Genomic DNA, 20059 nt, shown 5'->3' on the forward strand with positions numbered 1-20059 from the left:
GCGAGTCGATTTCGAGTGACGGGTACTGAATCCGGCGCTACTTTCGTTGACGCCTGGGATGAGAGTAGCGGGGCGTGCCTGTCCGCATCCGGCCTAATGCGAGCGGCGGCGCATGCACAAGCGACGGCAGCAATCATTGACATTTGCAGATCGATACGAGGAGCAATGCGTGATGACCATAGAGCAGCAGGGGGGGCGGCATTTTGTGTTACCGAAGCGCTGGATCGTCCGAATGGATTGTCGTCGCGCAGCAGGCGAACTGCTTGTCGGAACCGGAAAGAAGCAAGTCTTGCTATCGCGCGCGAGCCTGGAGCGCCGGCAGCACAGGTGCCGGTTGCGGTGATAGAACTGGAGTCCGCAATGACCGCGGGCGCATGCAGTAGCTTGTGGACTGCCCGTGTTGGCTGTTCCAGTGATTCTGCTTTGAACATAGGCCGATTTTTCGTAACCGTCGCTGCCTCAGTGTGAAGCGTGCATTTGCCCCTTTTTCCTTGATGGCTTGTTGCCCGTCCAATTTCGTCAGCGGATATTCGACCTGCCGAATGGATGAATTTCGTGGAGAAGTGCAAGGAAAGGCAGTAAGATTGCGGTAAGCAAGCGTGTTGGTTTCAGTGCGCGAATATTTACATTGAGAATTCGAATTTGGTTGTTGCAAACCATCGCGAGTGAGGCGGCCTCAGCTTACCCGGGGAGGTGGGTTGATAAAAGGCATGAAATTGAAGAAATTTTCATTGATGTACGGATATTTTATTTCGGCGGGAAGTGGGTCGCAATTCGCGCAACTCAAGTCGATCTGAGTCGGTTATAAAAACATGAAATCTACATTGTTCTTGCATGCGGGTGGCCCTAAAACAGGATCGTCTGCGCTGCAGAGTTTTCTTGAATTCAACTCCGAAAAGCTCGCTGCGCGCGACATAGGGTATCTGAATAAAACCGGGATGGCGTTCGAACATCAGATTTCGAGCGGAAATGGTGAGATGTTGCGTGAGGCCATTTGCGATGAAAGAAATGATGTTTCGATAATTGCTGCTGTAATTAGGTCTTATTTTGTTGAGTATTCAAACGCGATTTGTTCATCTGAATTGTTCAGTGAATTTTCTTCCGAAAATTGGCGTTTGTTAGCCGATGTTTGTCGAGGAGAGGGCATTCGTCTGCGTGTGGTTTTCTACGTGCGAAACGTGATCCCGTTCATGAAGTCAGTCTATGATCAGCTCATCAAGCGTCACGGATTGTGTGAGGATTTCGAGGTATGGGTCGATACGGCTGAATGGTTGCATATATCCACACTCAGATCCCTCTCCGAAGTGTTATCCAGCGATGAAGTAACTGTCGTCAGCTACGAGGCAATCAAAAAGCGGGTGGTTGATTCCTTTGTTGACCTGATTGGAGTTTCTACCCTTGAGAATCAGGATCGAATTGTCAATCGATCCCTGACTGGCGTGGAGCGTAGCCTTCTTCGTAGAATTAATCGGGAGTTTGGTGCTTCGTTCTCCGAGGAAGTTTCGGATCGAATGATTTATGCGGAGCCGTTTGCCAAATCAGAGTCTGTCGAGATGACTGACGAGGTCGAGGGAGGGCTCGAGAAGCGGTATAGGGCCGATATCGACTGGGTCAATAGTCATTTCTTTGGTGGCGCTGATGTTGTTTCGCTTTCCGGCGAGCGTAACAAGACCGATCGCCAAGCCTTAGCCGTTGAGACCTCGCTGAGTATAGAAGGCGAGATGGTCGGCCACGAGGCACGCGTGCGCGATCTGGTGCTGAACTGGGCGTTGGAAAAAATTGCGCTGACTCAGCAGTCCGGCGCCTCGCACGTAGCGAGTGCCTTGTTGAACATCGATTGGCATCTGGCAAATGATCCGTTGATCCCGCAGGATTTTGATCCAATTGCTTACTTGCTTAATAACACCGACATTCTTGCGGCGGGTACGCCCCCCTATGCCCATTTCATTGCCCATGGCCGGTACGAGACAGGACGGATCTGGATGGCAGGGGCGAATGGTGGCTGGTCGAAAGCCAAAGAGGGATTTGCAGAGAAGTCGCAGGAGTTGAATGAACTCAAGGAAGAGTTGGCTCGCGAACGTATCAAATCGGACGCAGAGTGCGCGAAGGTAACGGTGAGCATCCGCGGCGAGGTCGAAGCATTGCTGCGGCAGCAGGCGGAAAGAGAGCGAAAGTACGCAGAGGAACTTGCTCATGCACATTCGAGAATCGATCGAGAGCGCCTTGCTTCGATCGAGGCCGCCGAGAAAACGTACACGCCGCTGATTGAAGAGCATGTGAGGCGCACGAGTGCCCTGGAGAAGCGTCTGCTGGATGCGCAGGACCAGTTGCATAAAGCGCGTCAGGAGATTGAGCTGCTGCTTCGTCAGCAACTGGAGCGCTCGCAAGCCCACGCAGAGCAGATTGCGCGGTTGCATTTGGGTATGGATGAGGCGCGTGCCGTAATGATCGACGCCGCCAATAAGAAGCAGTCGATCTTGGTGGATGAGTTTGAACAGCGGGCCAGCATCCTTGAAAGCGAACTTTCAAGGATGCGAAGTCAATTCGAAGCGTCACGGAGCGAGATCGAGGCGCTGTTACGTAGAACGGCGGACCTTGAGCGGCAATCGACCCATGAATAGACGACGGCCTTGAGTGCCGGATCTGAGTGCCGAGACGCGTTTTAGGGCGTCTCGCGCTCTTGCTATCGAGAATGATCGGCGACCTGCTCGGGGTCGTGTTTGGCCAACGCGGGTTAGGTGGTTCGGGATATGTCAGTGCCGATCGGATCTGGCGGCCCGAGAGGTCGCTCGCCAGCTGATTCGCCGTTGAGCGTAACTAGGTGCTGGATTTTTTACCTCAGGGAATTTGCTGGCGCGGCGAGCGCGGGCTTGCTGATCTCGATAGCCTTTGATACGGCAGTCTTCAAGCGAAAATCGCGTGCATGCGAGCACCGACTTGAAATGAACTGGCGGGCGGCGGAGCTAACCCCTGAGTGGGGCGCGCGTGGCTCGAACGCGCACTCCGCGCAGGTAAGCAGAAATGTCGGATTCGGCACAGGAGCGACAGACGCAAAAAAGCCTCCACGCGGGAGGCTTGAATGCACTATCAAAGATAGTTGGTAGGGTGGGAGGGACTCGAACCCTCGACTCTCTGATTAAAAGTCAGATACTCTAACCAACTGAGTTACCACCCCACGTTCTTGAAACCTGTTGGTTCGTTGCTTTAACAACTTGGCAAGCGACCCAAAGAGCAAAAGATTATAGCGGCGGATTGATGGGGTGTCAACAACCCGCCGCGATAATTATTTGATCGTTTCGAGCTTGCCCTGCGCCGTCTGCGCCGCGTTCGACCCGGCGTACTGCGACACGACTTGCTCGAACGTCTTCTTCGCGGCCGCCTTCTGGCCTTGTTCGAGCTGGTTCGTCCCGATCGCCACGAGGGCATCGGCCGCGCGCGGGTGCTGCGGGAACTTGCTGACGATCCCTTGCCACGTCGCGGTCGAACCGCGGTAGTCGCGCAGCGCGTATTGCGCATTGCCGTACCAGTACTGCGCGGTCGGCTGGTAGGGGCTCTGCGGATACTTCGCGATGAACGCGCGGAACGAAGCCGCGGCCGCCTTGAAGTTGCCGTTGCGGAACTGCTGTTGCGCCGCATTGAGCGCATCCGTTTCACCCGGCTGCACGGTGCCTTCGACACCATCGATCGTCGCCTGCTGCGGCTCGAACTTCTTGAGCCGCGTGTCGAGATCCTGGTAGTACTCCTTCTGCTGCCGCTCGAGCGTCGTCAGCCGGTTCGTCAGATCCTCGTTCTCGCCGCGCAGCGTCGCGACCTGCTGGTTCAGCTGGTCGAGACGGCCGGATTGATCGAGGATCGTACGCTGGGCGGCCGACAACTGGTTCGCCAGGTTGTCGGTTTTGCTACGCAGGTCGAGCACGGCACGGCGCGCTTCGTTGTCGTCGAACACGCCGGCGTGCGCTGGCGCGGCCGACCACGCCGCGCCGGCGACGCAGAGAGCTGCGGCTGCACGCAGCCAGGTTACACGGTGCGTCATACGGCGATTCTTCCGTTACTTACTGTTGGTAGACGAGGTCGGCGCGACGGTTCTGCGCCCACGATGCTTCGTCGTGGCCCGTTGCCTGCGGCTTTTCCTTGCCGAGGCTCACGGCTTCCATTTGCGAGTCGTTCACGCCGAGCAGTGCCATCGCGCGGCGGACGGCTTCCGCACGCTTCTGGCCCAGCGCGAGGTTGTACTCGCTCGTGCCGCGTTCGTCGGTGTTGCCCTGGATCAGCACGTGACGCTGCGGGTGGCTCTTCAGGTACTGAGCGTGCTGCTGCAGCAGCGGCTGGTACTCGTCCTTCACCGAATAGCTGTCGAAGTCGAAGTAGATGCTGCGCTTCGCGAGCGGGCTGTTCGGGTCGTTCAGCGGGTCGACGTTCACTTGCGCGACGTTGTCGGCGCTCGGTTGCGTGCTGACGGCACCCGCGTTGTTCGCCTTGTCGTCGAGCTTCACGCCCGACTTACATGCGGCGAGCGCGCTGATCATCATCACGGCCAGGGCCAGACGAGCTTTATTCGACATCATGGTTACTCTCCTTGTGGTCATTGCATGAAGGGCCCCCACGACGGCTCGCGAACGGAGCCGCCCTGGACGGACAGGATTTGCGGCGGCGCGCTGCCGTCGGAAGGCACTGCGGCCAGAACATTGCGACCACCCGACTGGGTAGCGTACAGAACGTACTGGCCGTTTGCCGCGAAGCTCGGCGATTCGTCGCGATTGGTATTCGTGATGGCGTTCGCCGCGCCGGATTGCAGATCCTGAACGTACAGCTTGAAGCCCCCGCCCGTGCGGGAGATGTAAGCGAGCAGCTTGCCGTCCGGGCTGATCCGCGGACTCGTGTTGTAGCTGCCGGTGAAGGTCACGCGCTGCGCGGCACCGGCGCTTTCGCCCTGTGCGGGCATCCGGTAGATTTGCGGCGCGCCGCCGCGATCGCTCGTGAAGTAGATCCAGCGGCCGTCCGGCGAGTAGAACGGCTCGGTATCGATCGAGCTGCTCTGCGTGAGACGGCGCAGGCCGCCGCCATTCGCGTTGACCGTGTAGATTTGCGTATTGCCCGTCAGCGACAGCGCGACGGCGAGCGTGTTGCCGTCCGGCGACCACGCCGGCGCACTGTTGTTGCCCTTCTGGTCGGAGACCATGTAGCGGCGGCCGGTCGGCAGGTCATGGATGTAGACGATCGGCTTCTTGCGCTCGAACGACACGTACGCGACCTTCGTCCCGCTCGGCGACCACGCCGGCGAGATGATCGGCTCGGTGCTCGACAGCGCGATGCGCGCGTTCTGGCCATCCGAATCGGAGATCTGCAACTGGTAGCGATTACCGGTCTTGATCACGTACGACAGGCGCGTGGCGAATACGCCGCGCACGCCGAGCAGCTTCTGGTAGATGTAGTCGGCGATCTTGTGGCCGGCCGTGCGCAGCGTGGTGTCGGTCGCCGTCAGCGACAGGCCGCCGAGGCTTTGCTGCTTCACGGTGTCGTACAGGATGAAGTTGACCTTGTACTGGCCGTTCGCGTCGCGGTTCACGCTGCCGGCGACGAACGCGTTCGCGCCCTTGGCCTTCCATGCGCCGAGATCGACCGACGCGGTCTCGGGCACGGGCGTGCTGCCGGCGTCGATGTTGGTGAACTTGCCGCTGCGGGCGAGGTCGGCACGAACGATCGACGTGACCTGTTGCGGCAGGCTCGCCTCGTTCGTGAAATTCGCGGTGGCGATGGGGAACTGGGTCGACCCGACACCGGTGATCAGCACGTTGACCTGGGCGTTAGCGGCGCTGCCCGCCGTAATCAGACACGAGGCCACGAGTGCCCTGAAACCTAGCTTTGTCATCAAACTCATGCTTCTGCTTCCCATGTGACTTGGATCGCTGCGCAACCGCAGAGACAGTAAAAATACCCGATTCGTTCCCGTCCGGCAGCGACGCACGGAGTTTAAGCGCATTTGCGCTCACTCCGCCGCCTTGAAGGTAATCGTAATGCTCGACGGGGTATGACCGTCAGTATCGGGCGGTAACGGAACCGACGCCTGGATCGCATTGACGACCGCCTGATCCCACCCGGAATTGCCGCTCGATCGCGAGACCGACACGCTCAGCAGGTCGCCCGAGGGCGTACAGCGGATCTTGACGATGGTCGTGAGCCCCGCGCGCTCGCCGCCCCAGACGATGTTCGGCTTCACGCGGCGGCGCACCTTGTCGGCGTAGCCGGGCGATGCGGCGTTGCCGCCGGAACCCGTGCCGGTGCCGCTTTTCGCGAGGCCCTGGCCGCCGCCTTCACCGGCACCCGCGAGGCCCTGCATCTGCGCGAGGCGCGCATTTCGTTCCCGGTCGAGCTTCGCCTTGGCGGCCGCGTCGGCCTTCGCGTGCGCAGCCGCTTCGGCCTTTGCCTTCGCCTGCGCTTCCGCCTTCGCTTTCGCGGCGGCGTCCGCCTTGGCCTTCGCTGCCTGCTGTGCTTCGAGCTGCGCCTGCTTCTGCTGTTGCAGTTTTTGCTGCTCGAGCTTCTGCTGTTCGAGCTTTTGCTGCTCGGCGAGCTGCTGTTGCTTCAGTTTCGCCGCCTGCTTCTGCTTGTCGCGTTCGGCGGCCCTTTCCGCGGCGAGCGCGGCGGCCTGCTGCGCGGCGAGTTGCGCGCGGCGCGCTTCCTCTTCCTGTTGCTTCAACTGCTGCGCGCGGCGCTGCTGCTCGAGCAGCGCTTCGCGCGCGGCCGCTTCCTGCTGACGTTTCTTCTGTTGCAGCGCGATGTCGGCCTGCTCGTCGCGCACCGGTGGAGCGGGGGGGGCGACCTTCGCGGGCGGCGCGGGCGTGACGACGGGCCGCGGCGCGGGCACGTCGGGCACCTCGGTCCACAGCTCGGCTTCGGCGCCGGCCGGCGTGCTGTTCTGCCACTGCACGCCGTGATAGAGGAACAGCGCGAGCAGCACGTGCATCAGCGCGGCGAGCGCGAACGCGCGCCAGGTGCCGCGCTCGCGGGGAGGCTGAGGCGGGTAGGCGGCGCTGCGCGTGGATTGCTGCCGGTTCATTGCGATTTGACGAGGAGACCGACGCGCTTGACGCCGCGCGCCTTCAGATCCGACATCACGGTCATGACGGCATCGTACTGCACGGTCTTGTCGGCCGCGATCACGACCGGCTGGTCAGGGTGATCGGCCTGCCGGGCCGAGATGAAGCTGTCGAGCTCGGCCTTCGTCATCGTGTCTTCCTGGGTCGCGCCCGAGTCGCCCTTGTACTTGACGCTCATCGTGCGGTCGGCCTTGATGTTGACGACGACGGGCGGCGTCTGCTCCTGCGGCGCGGCATTGCCGACGGTCGGCAGGTTGATGATCGACGGGGCGACGAGCGGTGCGGTGACCATGAAGATCACGAGCAGCACCAGCATCACGTCGATGTACGGCACGACGTTGATGTCGGCCATCGCACGGCGCGAGCGGCCGCCGCGCATGCTGGATCGGATGGGACTTCCTGCCATGGCGCGCTCCTTACTGGGCCTGACGCTGCAGGATGTTCGAGAACTCTTCGATGAAGGTCTCGAAGCGGATCGCGAGGCGGTCGATGTCGTGCGCGTAGCGGTTGTACGCGACCACCGCCGGAATCGCGGCGAACAGGCCGATCGCGGTGGCGACGAGTGCCTCGGCGATGCCCGGTGCGACGTTCGCGAGGGTCGCCTGCTGCACGTTCGCGAGGCCGCGGAACGAGTTCATGATCCCCCAGACGGTGCCGAACAGGCCGATGTACGGGCTGACCGAGCCGACCGACGCGAGGAACGCGAGGTTGGCTTCGAGCACGTCCATCTCACGCTGGAACGACGCGCGCATCGCGCGGCGCGCACCGTCGAGCACGAGGCCCGGATCGCTGATGCGCTTTTCCTTCGCCTTCAGGAATTCGCGCATCCCCGATTCGAAGATCCGCTCGAGCGCGCCGATCGTGTGGCGGTTGTTGGCCGCGCTCTGGTACAGCGCCTGCAGGTCGCCGCCCGACCAGAAATCCTTCTCGAAGCGTTCGGTCTGCGCGCGCGCGCGGCGGATCGCGAACCACTTGCGGAAGATGAAGGTCCACGACATCAGCGACAGCAACAGCAGCAGTCCCATCACGGCCTGGGCGAGCACGCTCGCATTGAGGACGAGGGAAATGATCGACAGGTCTTGAGAAGTGTTCATAGAGGTTTGAGTAACGGCCCTTCGGGGGCGCCCGGTATGCGTGCGGCGCGGCGCGCCGGCCATGCCTGACGCCGAACCTTGCTTAGTATCGAATCAGAACCGCAAGTTCATAGGCTTTGTCTAAACGGCGCTCATGCGAGCTTCGTTGACAATGGAGTGTGCCCGGCGTCGATGACGGGCCCGCGTTGCAGCGCGTCGAGCACGGCCGGCGGGATGGCCGCGGGCCGGATACCGTCGCGGTCGACGCAGCCGAGGCGAATGTGTCCGGCCACGAGCAGCGTGTCGCCGCACCAGGCTTCCTGCGTGAAATCCACCGACGCGCGGCCGATGCGTCCGGGCCGGCTCGTGATCGTCAGCGTGTCGTCGAGTCGCGCGGGCGCGCGGTAGTCGAGCGACGTGCTGCGGACGATGAAGATCGCGCCGGTATCGTCGGCGAGCTGGCGCTGGTCGATGCCGCACGCGCGCAGCCACTCGGTGCGGGCGCGCTCGAAGAACTTCAGGTAGTTGGCATAGAAGACGATGCCGCCTGCATCGGTATCCTCGTAGTACACGCGCACCGGCCAGGTGAAGCCGGACGGCGCTTCCGGGGAGCGGGTAGGCTGAGTCATGGCGCGCATTCTACCGGAAGGCAAAGGCCGGATTCGTAACCGTTTCGTAACGGAATGTAGTGCGTCGTGGCACACCGGGGCCGGCCGCGGGCGGGCCTGCGGCCGCGGGCGACGTGTCAGCCGCGATGGATCGTGAGGCCCGCCGGAGCTTGCGCGACCGGCATCATTTCGATCGTATTGATGTTGACGTGCGCGGGACGCGTGGCGATCCAGTAGATCGTATCGGCGATGTCCTCGGCCGTGAGCGGCTGGACGTTCTCGTAGACGTTCGCCGCCTTTGCGTCGTCGCCGCGGAAGCGGACGTTCGAGAATTCCGTGCCGCCGCACAGGCCCGGCTCGATGTCGGTTACGCGCAACGGCGTGCCGATCAGATCGGTACGCAGGTTCAGACTGAATTGTCTGACGAAAGCCTTGGTTGCGCCGTATACGTTCCCGCCGGGATACGGATAGGTGCCGGCCACCGAGCCCAGATTGAAGATATGGCCGCGACCGCGCGCGATCATGCCGGGCAGCAATGCGTGCGTGACGGTCACGAGGCCCGAGCAGTTCGTGTCGATCATGGTCTGCCACTCGTCGAGGCTGGCCTTCTGGGCCGGCTCGACGCCGAGCGCGAGGCCGGCGTTGTTGACGAGCACGTCGAGCGCCGCGAATTCGGCGGGGAGGGCGGCCGGTACGGCTTCGACGGCCGCGCGATCGCGCACGTCGAGTTCGAACGGCAGCAGCGCGTCGCCGAGTTCGGCCGCGAGCGCGTCGAGGCGATCCTTGCGGCGCGCGGTGGCGACGACGCGATGGCCGCCCTTGACGAAGGCGCGGGAGATGGCGGCGCCGAAGCCGGCGGACGCACCTGTGACGAACACGATCATTGCTGCTCCTGGTCGGTAACGGAATAGCGGGTGGAATCCCGCAAGCCTACTGAGAATGCCGCACCGCGGCAAGACGGCGAAGTGTTTCGGCACGGGCGCGTAGAGTCTGGCCCTTATCGTTTGGAGGCCACTGCCGTGCGGTTGCCTAATCATGACGCATCCAATACACTAATGCGCTCATCACCCCTGCGTGACTGGCGATAGAACCCTTTCGGGGTCAAGGTGGAGCATCCCACCGTGAAGCGCGGGGCGCCGTTTTTGCCGTTCGCCTGGGCAGCCGTTGTGCGCCGTCGCGTGCATCGCCGGTGGCTGTCCTGCCTCGCGTCATACGGATTCTTCCGCCACGTCGAGCTGGTCCCGCCAGCAGCGCACCGTACTAGGCCGCCCCGGTCAACCTGTACACACTTAACGGAAACCGTATGTTTGACAGAGCCCAAAGCACCATCGCGAACGTCGATCCCGAAGTCTTTGCAGCGATCGAGCAGGAAAACCGCCGCCAGGAAGATCACATCGAGCTGATCGCGTCGGAAAACTACACGAGCCCGGCCGTGATGGCCGCGCAAGGCTCGCAGCTCACGAACAAGTACGCGGAAGGTTATCCGGGCAAGCGCTACTACGGCGGCTGCGAGTACGTCGACATCGTCGAGCAGCTCGCGATCGACCGCGTGAAGCAGCTGTTCGGCGCGGAAGCAGCGAACGTGCAGCCGAACTCGGGTTCGCAGGCGAACCAGGGCGTGTTCTTCGCGATGCTCAAGCCGGGCGACACGATCATGGGCATGAGCCTCGCGCACGGTGGTCACCTGACCCACGGCTCGCCGGTGAACATGTCGGGCAAGTGGTTCAACGTCGTGAGCTACGGCCTGAACGAAAACGAAGACATCGACTACGAAGCGGCCGAGAAGCTCGCGCAGGAACACAAGCCGAAGCTGATCGTCGCGGGCGCATCGGCATTCTCGCTGAAGATCGATTTCGAACGCCTCGCGAAGATCGCGAAGTCGGTGGGCGCGTACCTGATGGTCGACATGGCGCACTACGCAGGCCTGATCGCGGCCGGCGTGTACCCGAACCCGGTGCCGCACGCGGATTTCGTGACGACGACGACGCACAAGAGCCTGCGCGGCCCGCGCGGCGGCGTGATCCTGATGAAGGCCGAGTACGAGAAGCCGATCAACTCGGCGATCTTCCCGGGCATCCAGGGCGGCCCGCTGATGCACGTGATCGCGGCGAAGGCGGTGGCGTTCAAGGAAGCGCTGTCGCCGGAGTTCAAGGCATACCAGGAGAAGGTGGTCGAGAACGCACGCGTGCTGGCTGAAACGCTGGTGAAGCGCGGGCTGCGGATCGTGTCGGGCCGGACGGAAAGCCACGTGATGCTGGTGGACCTGCGTGCGAAGAACATCACGGGCAAGGCAGCGGAAGCGGCACTCGGCGCGGCACACATCACGGTGAACAAGAATGCGATCCCGAACGACCCGGAAAAGCCGTTCGTGACGAGCGGGATCCGTCTGGGCTCGCCGGCGATGACGACGCGTGGCTTCGGCCCGGCGGAAGCGGAGCAGGTGGGCAACCTGATCGCCGACGTGCTGGAGAACCCGGAAGATGCGGCGACGATCGAGCGCGTGCGTGCGCAGGTCGCCGAGCTGACCAAGCGTTTCCCGGTCTATCGCTGATCGACGATGCGCTGCCCGTTCTGCCGGCATGACGACACGCAGGTCGTAGACTCGCGCGTGTCCGAGGATGGCGCCGCGATTCGCCGGCGCCGTCGCTGCTCGGCTTGCGACAAGCGCTTCACGACGTACGAGCGGGTCGAGCTGTCGCTGCCGTTCGTCGTGAAGAAGGACGGCAGCCGCACCGAATTCGACCGTCGCAAGATCGTCGCCAGCATGCAACTCGCGCTGCGCAAGCGGCCGGTTGCTGCCGACGCGATCGACGCGGCGGTCGCCCGTATCGAATATCAACTGCTCGCGACAGGCGAGCGTGAAGTGCGTAGCGAGAAGCTCGGCGAACTCGTGATGAACGAGTTGCGCGGCCTCGATACGATCGCTTATGTCCGCTTCGCATCGGTGTATCGCCGCTTCGAGGACGTTTCCGAATTTGCCGACGTGATCGAAGAGTTCCGTCGCGCCTCTCCCGCCAAGACCCCGCGTAAGCGCTGACGCGCTGCGTCCGTTCATCGTTTCCTCCGTTGGTCCAGTTCGCGCCGATTGTGTCGGCCGCGATCGTTTGTCGCCAGTCGGCCGTTCGGCAAATGGCGCGCGTCCGCACGCGTCGCTACAGTCGTCGTCTCATCCTGGTGGAGGACGATTGCGATGGAACTGCGCGCTCATCCCTTTAAAAGTTCGGCGCGACTCGCGGGCGGGTTCACGCTCGTCGAGCTGATGGTCGCGCTCTCGCTGGCGGCCGGGCTCGCGCTCTACGCGGCGCCTGCATTCGACCAGTGGCGCATGCGCGAGCGCGTGGATGCACGCTCGCGTGCGCTGCTCGGCGCGCTGTCGTTTGCGCGTACCGAAGCGACGCGTCTCGGCACGCGTGTCACGCTGTGCCGGGCCGGGAACGACGGCACCTGCCTGCGTGCCGGCGAGCAGGGCGACGCGGCTGAATGGTCGTGCGACTGGATCGTCAGCGGGCAGGTCGACGGGCAGTCGCGCGTGCTGCGACGCGACCCGCGCGATGCCGAAGTGGTCGTCGCGGGCGCCGCGCACGATCTGGCTTTCGCACCGCCGGCCGGTCAGGCCATCGGCGGAATCCGGCGTTTCGAATTGCGACCGCGGCGCGGCGTGTCCGACGCGGAAGACGCACGCGTATCGCGTTGTGTACGGATTGCGGCAGGCGGCCGGGCGCGGGTCGTCGCCGGTCGCTGCGGCTCGGCATGAGCGCGCGGCGCAACGCCATGCGCGGCACGTCGCTGATCGAGGCGACGCTGGCCATCGCGCTGCTCGCGACCGTGATGCTGGCGGTGGCAGGCAGTCAGCTCGCGATGGCGCGCGCTCAGCGAGCGACGATCTGGCGCGAGCGTGCGTTGTGGCTGGCCGATGCGCGTATCGAGCGCTCGTACGCAGGCGCAGGGGCAAACGACGGCCTTGCGGCGCTGGCGGCTGCGTCGTTGCCCGGCGGCACGATGACACTCGACGCCGGGCCGGGCGGTGCCCGCTACGCGGTCGTCGGCTGGCGCAGCGGCAACACGGCTGCGTCGCCGCGTTGCGAAGCCGCGGGCGCGTCGGCGCAGCCGCCCTCGTGCGTCCGGATTCCATTTCGGGAGACTGATGCCGATGCACGCTGATCGTCGTATGCGCGCACACACCTTGCTCGAGGTGCTGATTGCGATGACCGTCGGTTTCCTCGTGCTGGCAGCGGCCGGCGCGCTCCATCATGCACAGCGCATTGCGCAACGGCGTGCGGAAGACGGATTCCGGATGCGCGATGCGGCAGGCACCGCGCTGTTGTTGATCGGCCAGCAGATCCAGATGGCGGGGTTCCGGCCGCTCGATACGGATGGTGCGTCATCGTTGCCGCCGGTGTTCGGCTGTTCGATGGCGCGTGTGCGGGGTGAGGGCGCACTGGCGCAGTGCGAGTCCGCGCGCGCTGCATCGGACGCCCTTCTGGTCCGGTATGTCGGCGATGCGGTGTCGACGTGGTCGACGGTGAACGGCCAGGTGTCGGATTGTCTCGGGCAGGGCGTAGGCGCGCCCGGCGAACGGCCGCAGGTGGAGAACCGCTTCGACGCACATGTCAGTCCGTCGACGGGCGAGCCCGAGCTGTATTGCGAAGGTAGCGGCCGTCCGGGGACGCCGCAGCCCGTCGTGTCGGGCATCGATCAATTGCGCGTGCGCTATTTGCGTCGCGGCGGCGCGCAGTTTGTCGACGCAGACGCGATGCGTGTCGACGACTGGCGCGATGTCGTAGCCGTGCATGTCTGCGTGCGGGCACGCGGCGAACCGATGCGCGAGCCGGCCAGCCATGTCGACTGCAACGGTCGTGTTGTCGTTGCCCGGGACGGCCGCGCAGGTTTGACGCTCGATCGCATCGTCGCGTTGCGGAACGTCGCGCTCGGCTTCGACGCGGCGTTGCCAGATGCAGCGCACACGCGTGAGGTGTTGCGATGAGCGGAGCCGATCGATGCACGCGGGCAATAGCGCGATGCGTTGCAACAGGCAACGCGAATGGGTGTGTCGCCGCAAGCGGCGACGAACGAGGACAGGCTGCGTGCACCAGCGCCGTGGCCGCGAACGCGCACGAGCTACCGCGCATCCGCGTCCGATCAGCACACCGGTCCTGGCGTCGCGACGCAGGGCTCGCATTGCCGGCAGTCATTGCGGTCGGTGCGGCCATTGCAGCGCTGACAGGCACGTGGTTCGAAGCCGCGCTGACGGAAGCGCGCCGTACGCGAGCGCTGTCCGATCGGCTGATCGCATTCCACGCAGCCGATGTCGCGCTGGCGGCGTGCACCGCGCGATTGCTCGGTGGCTCGGCACCCTATGTGAGGGAGCGCGAATCGCACGTGGAGCCGGACAGCTGGCGGCGCATGCCGCCGCTCGCGTCCGCCGAAGCATTCACGCCGTTCGCTGGATGGCCGATGGCCGCAGGGCCGCCGCGGTGTTTGATCGAGGCATGGCGCGGAGCGGGGCCGCCCGGTAGCCGTGCTTATCTCGTCACCGCGCGCGGCATCGGTGCGCACCCATCGAGCGCGGTCTGGTTGCAGCACCAGGTCGCGATACGCGACGCGCGTGTCGTCGCGCTGCGCTGGCGTCGGGTCGCGACTGTGCTGCAATGAACGGTCGCTCTATCGTCTTCCGATCGACGGGATTCACGCTGGTCGAGCTGATGATCGTGCTCGCGATCGTCGCGGTGCTGGCGGGATGGGCCGTCCCGTCGTATCGCGAGCATGTCGCGCGCGTTCATCGCGCGTCGGCGGTCGCCGCGCTGTACCGCGCGGCCCAGTATCTCGAAACGCTGCAGGGTTCTCCGCCTTCGGCGTTACCGGACGCGCTCGCGTTGGCACCGCCGGACGGGCGAGCCGTGTATCGCTTGACGCTGCGGCGGCCGGATGGCGACGATTCGCCGGTGAGCTACGAACTGGAGGCCAGCCCGTTGGACACAGGCCCGATGCACGACGATACCTGCGGTACCTTCACGCTGGATTCGGCCGGAACGAAAGGCAATGCGCGGCGCGATGACGTGGACGAACCGGGCACGGCGTGCTGGGGTGCGCGTTGACTCTGCAGGAACGGCGCGCGACGGCGCATGGCCGCGCGCGCGGGATGCCGGCGGTCAGTCGTCGTGCGTGTCGAGCCCGCGCTCGTCGCGGGACTGCTTCCAGATCCGGTAGACCTCCCATGCGGCGAAGCCGAGCGTGCCCCACTTCAGCGCGGGACCCGCGCTCGCGCGCAGCAGCGAGCGAACGGGCTTCGCCAGCACGAGCGACGCGAGCGAACTCAGCATCGGATACTGGTTGACGAGATTGCCGAGGCTCGCGTTCAGGTTCTTCGCGGACTGGCTGAACTTGTTGGTGGAAAGGCCGGGGATGAACACCTTGAGCCAGCTGAAGCGCGTGACGGCGTGGCGCATCTCGCCGGCGGCTTCCGCGAGTTCGAGTCGCTCGACGTCGGATCGCAGGATCAGCAATTCCTTGCGGAGCGCGCGATGCTGCGACGCACTCCAGTTCGATCGCGACGAATGGGAGCGGGGTGAATTGCCCGTGACGTTCTGGCTCATGGCGCGTCGGCGAAGTAGGTGGATGGGGCGAGCGCGATGGCGCTCACGGCTTGCCGCGGAACAGCTCGCGGTCTTTCTCGAGTTCGGCGAGCGTCGCCTCGAACACGGTCGGCGCATCGCGCAGGCCCGAGCGTGCCTTCAGCGCGCACGCGATGCCGCCAACGGCATACAGCGCGGTGATCGCCGCGAGCGCTTGCCAGCGATAGGTATCCCAGAACGCGATCGCGACCAGCACGGTCAGGCTGATGAGCGCCATCGTCGCGAGCATCATCGCGGCGAGCCCGAGGAACAGCACGCCCATCAGGCGCTCCTTCTCCTCGGCAAGCTCGATGCCCACCAGTTCGAGGCGCGTCTGCAGAAGTCCGATCGCGGAGCCGACGAGGCGGCGCAGCGGTCCTTGGCCGGACGGCTGCGAGGTGGTGTCTGTCGTCATGGATGAGGTGCGTGCGCGTGCAGTGAGCAGCTAGAACAAAGCCGGCCGGCGGATTCCGCAGGCTGGCTTCGACGCCCGCGAGCCGCGTGACGCGGCCCGCGGGACGAAACGGCGCAGAGCCCGTTACTTGCGGTTGATCAGCAGGCCGATCAGCACGCCGACGCCGGCGGCCACGCCGATCGACGTCCACGGGTGCTCGTGCACGTAATCGTCGGTGGCGCGTGCGGCCTTCTTGCCTTTCTCGACCACCACGACCTGGACGTCGGCTGCCTTTTCCTTGGCCTGCTTCAGGCGCGACATCGCCTTCTCGCGCAGCTCGGCCGCACGGTCGCCCGTGCTGCTCGCCGCTTGCTTGAGCAGGTCTTCGGCGTCCGAGAGAACGGTTTTGATATCCGACATCAGTTTCTCCTTGTTGATTTCCGACATTGCAACTCCCTTCATGCTGTCATGCTGCAGGTTCACATCGTAGCGAAACCCCTGCCTGCTGGCGAGCCGGGAAGACACACGGCGGCAGTGCAAGACTGCATGGTAAACGACTTGTAATCATGAACAGAGCGGCAAACGGGGTGAAAAGTTTCCCTCGCGGCCGACTGTCCCGCTCGACACAGGGTAAAAATGACAAAAAAGTATGTATATCAAACGGAATAATCGTTCGCACGGCCCATTGCTTCCCGTAAGCTGATGGACTGTTCCGCGCCGTCAAGCGCGCGGTTTCAACCAGCATCGTTCGAGGAGGGAACATCATGAGTCTGCGTCTTGGCGACATCGCACCGGATTTCGAGCAGGAATCGAGCCTGGGCACCATCAAGTTTCACGACTGGCTCGGCAACAGCTGGGGCGTCCTGTTCTCCCATCCGGCCGACTATACGCCGGTGTGCACGACGGAACTCGGGCTGACCTCGAAGCTGAAGGGCGAATTCGAGAAGCGCAACGTGAAGGTGATCGCGCTGTCGGTCGACGGCGTCGAATCGCACAAGGGCTGGATCAACGACATCAACGAAACGCAGTCGACGGTCGTCGGCTTCCCGATCATCGCCGACGCGGACCGCAAGGTGTCGCAGCTGTACGACATGATCCATCCGAACGCGAACGAAACGCTGACGGTGCGCTCGCTGTTCGTGATCGACCCGAACAAGAAGGTGCGGCTCACGATCACCTATCCGGCCAGCACGGGGCGCAACTTCGACGAAGTGCTGCGCGTGATCGACTCGCTGCAGCTGACCGACAACTACAAGGTCGCGACGCCCGGTAACTGGAAGGACGGCGACGACGTCGTGATCGTGCCGTCGCTGCAGGATCCGGAAGAGCTGAAGAAGCGTTTCCCGAAGGGCTTCAACGCGGTGCGTCCGTATCTGCGCCTGACGCCGCAGCCGAACAAGTAAGCATCGGCGGCCCGCAACCGCGGTTCCGATGAACGACGGCCCGCCCGGCAGTGATGCCGGGCGGGCCGTTTGCTTGGGGAGCGCACACGCGGCACCGCTGCCGCGTGCGTCACGCCCGGATGATCAGAAGAATGCCTGGATGCCCGTCTGCGCGCGGCCGAGGATCAGCGCGTGGATGTCGTGCGTGCCCTCGTACGTGTTGACCACTTCGAGGTTCACGAGGTGGCGCGCGACGCCGAATTCGTCGGAGATGCCGTTGCCGCCGAGCATGTCGCGCGCGAGGCGGGCGATGTCGAGCGCCTTGCCGCACGAGTTGCGCTTCATGATCGACGTGATCTCGACGGCCGCCGTGCCTTCGTCCTTCATCCGGCCGAGGCGCAACACGCCTTGCAGGCCGAGCGTGATTTCGGTCTGCATGTCGGCGAGCTTTTTCTGGATCAGCTGGTTCGCGGCGAGCGGCCGGCCGAACTGCTGGCGGTCGAGCACGTACTGGCGCGCGGTGTGCCAGCAGGACTCGGCGGCGCCGAGCGCACCCCACGCGATCCCGTAGCGTGCCGAGTTCAGGCACGTGAACGGGCCGCGCAGGCCGCTCACGTTCGGCATCAGGTTCTCCTCGGGCACGAACACCTCGTCGAGGACGATCTCGCCCGTGATCGACGCGCGCAGCCCGACCTTGCCGTGGATCGCGGGCGCCGACAGGCCCTTCCAGCCCTTCTCGAGGATGAAGCCGCGGATCGCGTCCTTGCCGTTCTCCTCGAGCTTGGCCCACACGACGAACACGTCCGCGATCGGCGAGTTCGTGATCCACATCTTCGCGCCGGACAGCGCGTAGCCGCCGGGCACCTTCTTCGCGCGGGTGACCATGCTACCCGGATCGGAGCCGTGGTTCGGCTCGGTCAGGCCGAAGCAGCCGATCCATTCGCCGGTCGCGAGCTTCGGCAGGTACTTCTGCTTCTGCGCGTCGGAGCCGAATTCGTGGATCGGCACCATCACGAGCGACGACTGCACGGACATCATCGACCGGTAGCCCGAATCGACGCGCTCGACTTCGCGCGCGATCAGTCCGTAGCTTACGTAATTGAGGCCGGGGCCGCCGTATTCCTCGGGAATCGTCGGGCCGAGCAGGCCGATTTCGCCCATCTCGCGGAAGATGGCGGCGTCGGTGCGCTCGTGGCGGAACGCTTCGGTGACGCGCGGCGCGAGCTTGTCCTGTGCGTACGCCTGCGCCGCGTCGCGGATCATCCGCTCTTCTTCGGTCAACTGCTGGTCGAGCAGCAGCGGATCGTCCCAGTGAAAAGTTGCAGCGGTCATCGTTTCATCTCCTGTTGGCCCGGTCTTCCAGCCGGGCCCCATGCCAAAAGTTCGCTTGACTGCAGTTCCGCTGTGCGGAACAATGTTTTGCAAATCGAGCCAAGTGTAGCACCAGATGACACTTTCAACCATCGACGAAACCACGATCGACGAGCGCAAGTTCGTCGTCGCGCTCGCACGCGGGCTCGACCTGCTGCGCGCATTCCGGCCCGGCGAGACGATGCTCGGCAACCGCGACTTCGCGGAGCGCACGGGATTGCCGAAAGCGACCGTGAACCGGCTCGCCTACACGCTGACCGTGCTTGGTTACCTGCGCTACGACGAGACGCTCGGAAAGTATGCGCTCGACGCCGGCGTGCTGTCGCTCGGCTACGCGCTGCTGGCGGGTTCGGGGACGATCGACCTCGCACGCCCGCACATGCAGGCGCTCGCGCGCGAGATCGGCGCGGCCGTGTCGCTCGGCTGCCGCGACGGGCTCGACATGATCTATCTGGAGACGATCCGCAGCGAGACGGCGCTGACGCTCGGGCTTGCGCCCGGTTCGCGGCTGTCGATGCTGACGAGTTCGATGGGGCGTGCGTACCTGGCCGTGCAGCCGGAGGACGTGCGCCGCGCGCTGTACGCGGAACTGCACCGCGCGGCCGGCGGCGCGGCCGATGCCGATGCGCTCGTCGCGGCCGCGCAGCACGCGGTGGCCGAGTTCTCGGCGGGCGGGTGCTGTTATTCGTTCCGCGCGTGGCACATGGACGTGAACGCGGCGGCCGTTCCGTTTCGCGAGCCGCGCGAGGGGCGCTGGCTGATCCTGAGCTGCAGCGGCCCCGCGTCGTCGATGGGCGAGGACGTGTTCCGCACGCAGGTCGGTCCGAAGCTGAAGGCGCTCGCGCAACGGCTCGGGCCGACGGCCTGAGCAACGCGGCGCGCGGCGCTCGCCGTCGCTCCGCAAGCGCGCCTTCCGCGTCGTGCGTGAGGGCGGGCGACGGCGCTGCCACTTGTACTGTGGCCGGAGCGCGCTCATCATCGTTCGCCTGCTTCCCGACGACGAGGTGTGCGATGCCCGACCCGGAACCGATGGAAGGCGGATGCGCGTGCGGGGCGATCCGCTACCGTATCGCCGACGTGCCGACCGATGCCGGTTTCTGCCATTGCCGGCTCTGCCAGCGCACGACCGGTGCGGCGGTCGTCGCATCGGCATCGGTGCCGATCGGCGCGTTCGAATACCTGCAAGGCGAACCGACCGTCTACGCGTCGAGCGCGTGGGGCGAGCGACGCTTCTGCGGCCGGTGCGGCGCGCAACTCGAATACCGGCTCGCCGAGGCGCCGCAGACGGTCGAGATCAATTACGCGACGCTCGACGAGCCGGCGCGGCTGCGTCCGGCCTGGCACGTCTGGTATCGGGACCGTTTCCCGGGCATCGAGATCGACGACGCGTTGCCCAAGTACGACGATGATGGCGTGCCGTAAGCGGTAACCGTCGACACGGGCGGACAGGCGCGAGTCGACGGCGCGCGCCTGACGGCCTGTTTCTCCCCCGGCCCGCGCGCCACGCGACATCCGGGCCCGGCATC

Annotated in this window: 23 protein-coding genes, 1 tRNA gene and 1 riboswitch; of the genes, 11 read left to right on the plus strand and 13 right to left on the minus strand. The window is 64.4% G+C overall.

The window, feature by feature from the left end; all coding sequences use genetic code 11:
- Positions 1-812 precede the first annotated feature (812 nt).
- Entirely contained in the window at positions 813-2621 is a 1809-nt protein-coding gene (locus WJ12_RS03575) for a coiled-coil domain-containing protein (protein ID WP_156444761.1), read from the plus strand.
- A gap of 477 nt (positions 2622-3098) precedes the next feature.
- Here the strand turns inward: WJ12_RS03575 and WJ12_RS03580 are convergent.
- The 9 genes from WJ12_RS03580 to WJ12_RS03620 all read right to left on the minus strand — a co-directional run bounded on the left by WJ12_RS03580 (position 3099) and on the right by WJ12_RS03620 (position 9659).
- A tRNA-Lys gene (locus WJ12_RS03580) sits at positions 3099-3175 on the minus strand.
- A 108-nt stretch (positions 3176-3283) separates the two neighbouring features.
- Positions 3284-4033 carry a tol-pal system protein YbgF gene (gene ybgF / locus WJ12_RS03585; RefSeq protein ID WP_034187206.1) on the minus strand — a complete coding sequence of 250 codons (750 nt, stop codon included), beginning with the start codon at positions 4031-4033 and terminating at the stop codon, positions 3284-3286.
- A 19-nt stretch (positions 4034-4052) separates the two neighbouring features.
- Positions 4053-4565 (minus strand): peptidoglycan-associated lipoprotein Pal, encoded by a 513-nt coding sequence (gene pal, locus WJ12_RS03590; protein WP_011883386.1) that lies wholly within the window; start codon positions 4563-4565, stop codon positions 4053-4055.
- 17 nt (positions 4566-4582) lie between these two features.
- The gene (gene tolB / locus WJ12_RS03595; RefSeq protein ID WP_034187207.1) at positions 4583-5878 is read right to left on the minus strand and encodes a Tol-Pal system beta propeller repeat protein TolB; all 1296 of its coding nucleotides are present in this window, start codon (positions 5876-5878) and stop codon (positions 4583-4585) included.
- A 108-nt stretch (positions 5879-5986) separates the two neighbouring features.
- Positions 5987-7054 carry a cell envelope integrity protein TolA gene (gene tolA, locus WJ12_RS03600; protein WP_059557295.1) on the minus strand — a complete coding sequence of 356 codons (1068 nt, stop codon included), beginning with the start codon at positions 7052-7054 and terminating at the stop codon, positions 5987-5989.
- Positions 7051-7500 (minus strand): protein TolR, encoded by a 450-nt coding sequence (tolR, locus tag WJ12_RS03605; protein ID WP_006484943.1) that lies wholly within the window; start codon positions 7498-7500, stop codon positions 7051-7053. The genes tolA and tolR overlap by 4 nt, the downstream gene beginning before the upstream one ends.
- Positions 7501-7510: 10 nt before the next feature.
- The gene (gene tolQ / locus WJ12_RS03610) at positions 7511-8188 is read right to left on the minus strand and encodes a protein TolQ (protein ID WP_021157170.1); all 678 of its coding nucleotides are present in this window, start codon (positions 8186-8188) and stop codon (positions 7511-7513) included.
- A gap of 131 nt (positions 8189-8319) precedes the next feature.
- Positions 8320-8805, minus strand: a complete 486-nt coding sequence (gene ybgC / locus WJ12_RS03615) for a tol-pal system-associated acyl-CoA thioesterase (RefSeq protein ID WP_034187209.1) — start codon at positions 8803-8805, stop codon at positions 8320-8322.
- A 107-nt stretch (positions 8806-8912) separates the two neighbouring features.
- Positions 8913-9659, minus strand: coding sequence for an SDR family NAD(P)-dependent oxidoreductase (locus WJ12_RS03620; protein WP_034187210.1), 747 nt, complete (start codon positions 9657-9659; stop codon positions 8913-8915).
- A 180-nt stretch (positions 9660-9839) separates the two neighbouring features.
- Positions 9840-9941: riboswitch (ZMP/ZTP riboswitch) on the plus strand.
- A gap of 137 nt (positions 9942-10078) precedes the next feature.
- Here WJ12_RS03620 and glyA point away from each other — a divergent pair.
- From glyA to WJ12_RS03655, 7 genes are all read left to right on the plus strand, one after another.
- On the plus strand, positions 10079-11326 hold the full coding sequence (gene glyA, locus WJ12_RS03625) for a serine hydroxymethyltransferase (protein ID WP_034187211.1): 1248 nt from the start codon (positions 10079-10081) through the stop codon (positions 11324-11326).
- A 6-nt stretch (positions 11327-11332) separates the two neighbouring features.
- Positions 11333-11812 carry a transcriptional regulator NrdR gene (gene nrdR / locus WJ12_RS03630; protein ID WP_006476792.1) on the plus strand — a complete coding sequence of 160 codons (480 nt, stop codon included), beginning with the start codon at positions 11333-11335 and terminating at the stop codon, positions 11810-11812.
- Between the two features lie 153 nt (positions 11813-11965).
- Positions 11966-12529, plus strand: a complete 564-nt coding sequence (locus WJ12_RS03635; protein ID WP_069245543.1) for a GspH/FimT family pseudopilin — start codon at positions 11966-11968, stop codon at positions 12527-12529.
- Positions 12526-12936, plus strand: coding sequence for a type IV pilus modification PilV family protein (locus tag WJ12_RS03640; protein WP_034187213.1), 411 nt, complete (start codon positions 12526-12528; stop codon positions 12934-12936). The genes WJ12_RS03635 and WJ12_RS03640 overlap by 4 nt, the downstream gene beginning before the upstream one ends.
- Positions 12920-13759 carry a PilW family protein gene (locus tag WJ12_RS03645; RefSeq protein ID WP_156444760.1) on the plus strand — a complete coding sequence of 280 codons (840 nt, stop codon included), beginning with the start codon at positions 12920-12922 and terminating at the stop codon, positions 13757-13759. The genes WJ12_RS03640 and WJ12_RS03645 overlap by 17 nt, the downstream gene beginning before the upstream one ends.
- Positions 13760-13953: 194 nt before the next feature.
- A complete protein-coding gene (locus WJ12_RS03650; RefSeq protein WP_264169511.1) occupies positions 13954-14427 on the plus strand; it encodes a pilus assembly PilX family protein in 474 nt (157 codons plus the stop codon).
- Positions 14424-14870: a type IV pilin protein gene (locus tag WJ12_RS03655; protein ID WP_059557293.1), complete on the plus strand. Its 447-nt coding sequence runs from the start codon at positions 14424-14426 to the stop codon at positions 14868-14870. Before WJ12_RS03650 ends, WJ12_RS03655 begins: the two co-directional genes overlap by 4 nt.
- A gap of 54 nt (positions 14871-14924) precedes the next feature.
- On the opposite strand, the gene WJ12_RS03660 is transcribed toward WJ12_RS03655, so the two are convergent.
- The 3 genes from WJ12_RS03660 to WJ12_RS03670 form a co-directional block, all read right to left on the minus strand.
- The gene (locus WJ12_RS03660; RefSeq protein WP_034187215.1) at positions 14925-15368 is read right to left on the minus strand and encodes a DUF3318 domain-containing protein; all 444 of its coding nucleotides are present in this window, start codon (positions 15366-15368) and stop codon (positions 14925-14927) included.
- 43 nt (positions 15369-15411) lie between these two features.
- Positions 15412-15801: a phage holin family protein gene (locus WJ12_RS03665; protein WP_034187216.1), complete on the minus strand. Its 390-nt coding sequence runs from the start codon at positions 15799-15801 to the stop codon at positions 15412-15414.
- Between the two features lie 123 nt (positions 15802-15924).
- Positions 15925-16227, minus strand: a complete 303-nt coding sequence (locus WJ12_RS03670) for an ElaB/YgaM/YqjD family protein (RefSeq protein WP_006494044.1) — start codon at positions 16225-16227, stop codon at positions 15925-15927.
- A gap of 317 nt (positions 16228-16544) precedes the next feature.
- On the opposite strand from WJ12_RS03670, the gene WJ12_RS03675 reads away from it, so the two are divergent.
- The gene (locus WJ12_RS03675) at positions 16545-17183 is read left to right on the plus strand and encodes a peroxiredoxin (protein WP_034187217.1); all 639 of its coding nucleotides are present in this window, start codon (positions 16545-16547) and stop codon (positions 17181-17183) included.
- Positions 17184-17306: 123 nt separating this feature from the next.
- Here the strand turns inward: WJ12_RS03675 and WJ12_RS03680 are convergent, their stop codons facing one another.
- Positions 17307-18494 (minus strand): acyl-CoA dehydrogenase, encoded by a 1188-nt coding sequence (locus WJ12_RS03680; protein WP_034187218.1) that lies wholly within the window; start codon positions 18492-18494, stop codon positions 17307-17309.
- A gap of 115 nt (positions 18495-18609) precedes the next feature.
- On the opposite strand from WJ12_RS03680, the gene WJ12_RS03685 reads away from it, so the two are divergent.
- Positions 18610-19401, plus strand: coding sequence for an IclR family transcriptional regulator (locus WJ12_RS03685; RefSeq protein WP_034187219.1), 792 nt, complete (start codon positions 18610-18612; stop codon positions 19399-19401).
- A gap of 143 nt (positions 19402-19544) precedes the next feature.
- The gene (locus WJ12_RS03690) at positions 19545-19955 is read left to right on the plus strand and encodes a GFA family protein (protein WP_059557289.1); all 411 of its coding nucleotides are present in this window, start codon (positions 19545-19547) and stop codon (positions 19953-19955) included.
- The last annotated feature ends 104 nt before the right edge of the window (positions 19956-20059 follow it).

This window comes from Burkholderia seminalis, from assembly GCF_001718535.1.
Taxonomy (GTDB): domain Bacteria; phylum Pseudomonadota; class Gammaproteobacteria; order Burkholderiales; family Burkholderiaceae; genus Burkholderia; species Burkholderia seminalis.

Bases quoted from the DNA above. Each gene is read 5' to 3' on its own strand.
- WJ12_RS03575 (WP_156444761.1), top strand. From the start codon at position 813: ATGAAATCTACATTGTTCTTGCATGCGGGTGGCCCTAAAACAGGATCG.
- ybgF (WP_034187206.1), bottom strand. From the start codon at position 4,033: ATGACGCACCGTGTAACCTGGCTGCGTGCAGCCGCAGCTCTCTGCGTC.
- pal (WP_011883386.1), bottom strand. From the start codon at position 4,565: ATGATGTCGAATAAAGCTCGTCTGGCCCTGGCCGTGATGATGATCAGC.
- tolB (WP_034187207.1), bottom strand. From the start codon at position 5,878: ATGAGTTTGATGACAAAGCTAGGTTTCAGGGCACTCGTGGCCTCGTGT.
- tolA (WP_059557295.1), bottom strand. From the start codon at position 7,054: ATGAACCGGCAGCAATCCACGCGCAGCGCCGCCTACCCGCCTCAGCCT.
- tolR (WP_006484943.1), bottom strand. From the start codon at position 7,500: ATGGCAGGAAGTCCCATCCGATCCAGCATGCGCGGCGGCCGCTCGCGC.
- tolQ (WP_021157170.1), bottom strand. From the start codon at position 8,188: ATGAACACTTCTCAAGACCTGTCGATCATTTCCCTCGTCCTCAATGCG.
- ybgC (WP_034187209.1), bottom strand. From the start codon at position 8,805: ATGCGCGCCATGACTCAGCCTACCCGCTCCCCGGAAGCGCCGTCCGGC.
- WJ12_RS03620 (WP_034187210.1), bottom strand. From the start codon at position 9,659: ATGATCGTGTTCGTCACAGGTGCGTCCGCCGGCTTCGGCGCCGCCATC.
- glyA (WP_034187211.1), top strand. From the start codon at position 10,079: ATGTTTGACAGAGCCCAAAGCACCATCGCGAACGTCGATCCCGAAGTC.
- nrdR (WP_006476792.1), top strand. From the start codon at position 11,333: ATGCGCTGCCCGTTCTGCCGGCATGACGACACGCAGGTCGTAGACTCG.
- WJ12_RS03635 (WP_069245543.1), top strand. From the start codon at position 11,966: ATGGAACTGCGCGCTCATCCCTTTAAAAGTTCGGCGCGACTCGCGGGC.
- WJ12_RS03640 (WP_034187213.1), top strand. From the start codon at position 12,526: ATGAGCGCGCGGCGCAACGCCATGCGCGGCACGTCGCTGATCGAGGCG.
- WJ12_RS03645 (WP_156444760.1), top strand. From the start codon at position 12,920: ATGCCGATGCACGCTGATCGTCGTATGCGCGCACACACCTTGCTCGAG.
- WJ12_RS03655 (WP_059557293.1), top strand. From the start codon at position 14,424: ATGAACGGTCGCTCTATCGTCTTCCGATCGACGGGATTCACGCTGGTC.
- WJ12_RS03660 (WP_034187215.1), bottom strand. From the start codon at position 15,368: ATGAGCCAGAACGTCACGGGCAATTCACCCCGCTCCCATTCGTCGCGA.
- WJ12_RS03665 (WP_034187216.1), bottom strand. From the start codon at position 15,801: ATGACGACAGACACCACCTCGCAGCCGTCCGGCCAAGGACCGCTGCGC.
- WJ12_RS03670 (WP_006494044.1), bottom strand. From the start codon at position 16,227: ATGTCGGAAATCAACAAGGAGAAACTGATGTCGGATATCAAAACCGTT.
- WJ12_RS03675 (WP_034187217.1), top strand. From the start codon at position 16,545: ATGAGTCTGCGTCTTGGCGACATCGCACCGGATTTCGAGCAGGAATCG.
- WJ12_RS03680 (WP_034187218.1), bottom strand. From the start codon at position 18,494: ATGACCGCTGCAACTTTTCACTGGGACGATCCGCTGCTGCTCGACCAG.
- WJ12_RS03685 (WP_034187219.1), top strand. From the start codon at position 18,610: ATGACACTTTCAACCATCGACGAAACCACGATCGACGAGCGCAAGTTC.
- WJ12_RS03690 (WP_059557289.1), top strand. From the start codon at position 19,545: ATGCCCGACCCGGAACCGATGGAAGGCGGATGCGCGTGCGGGGCGATC.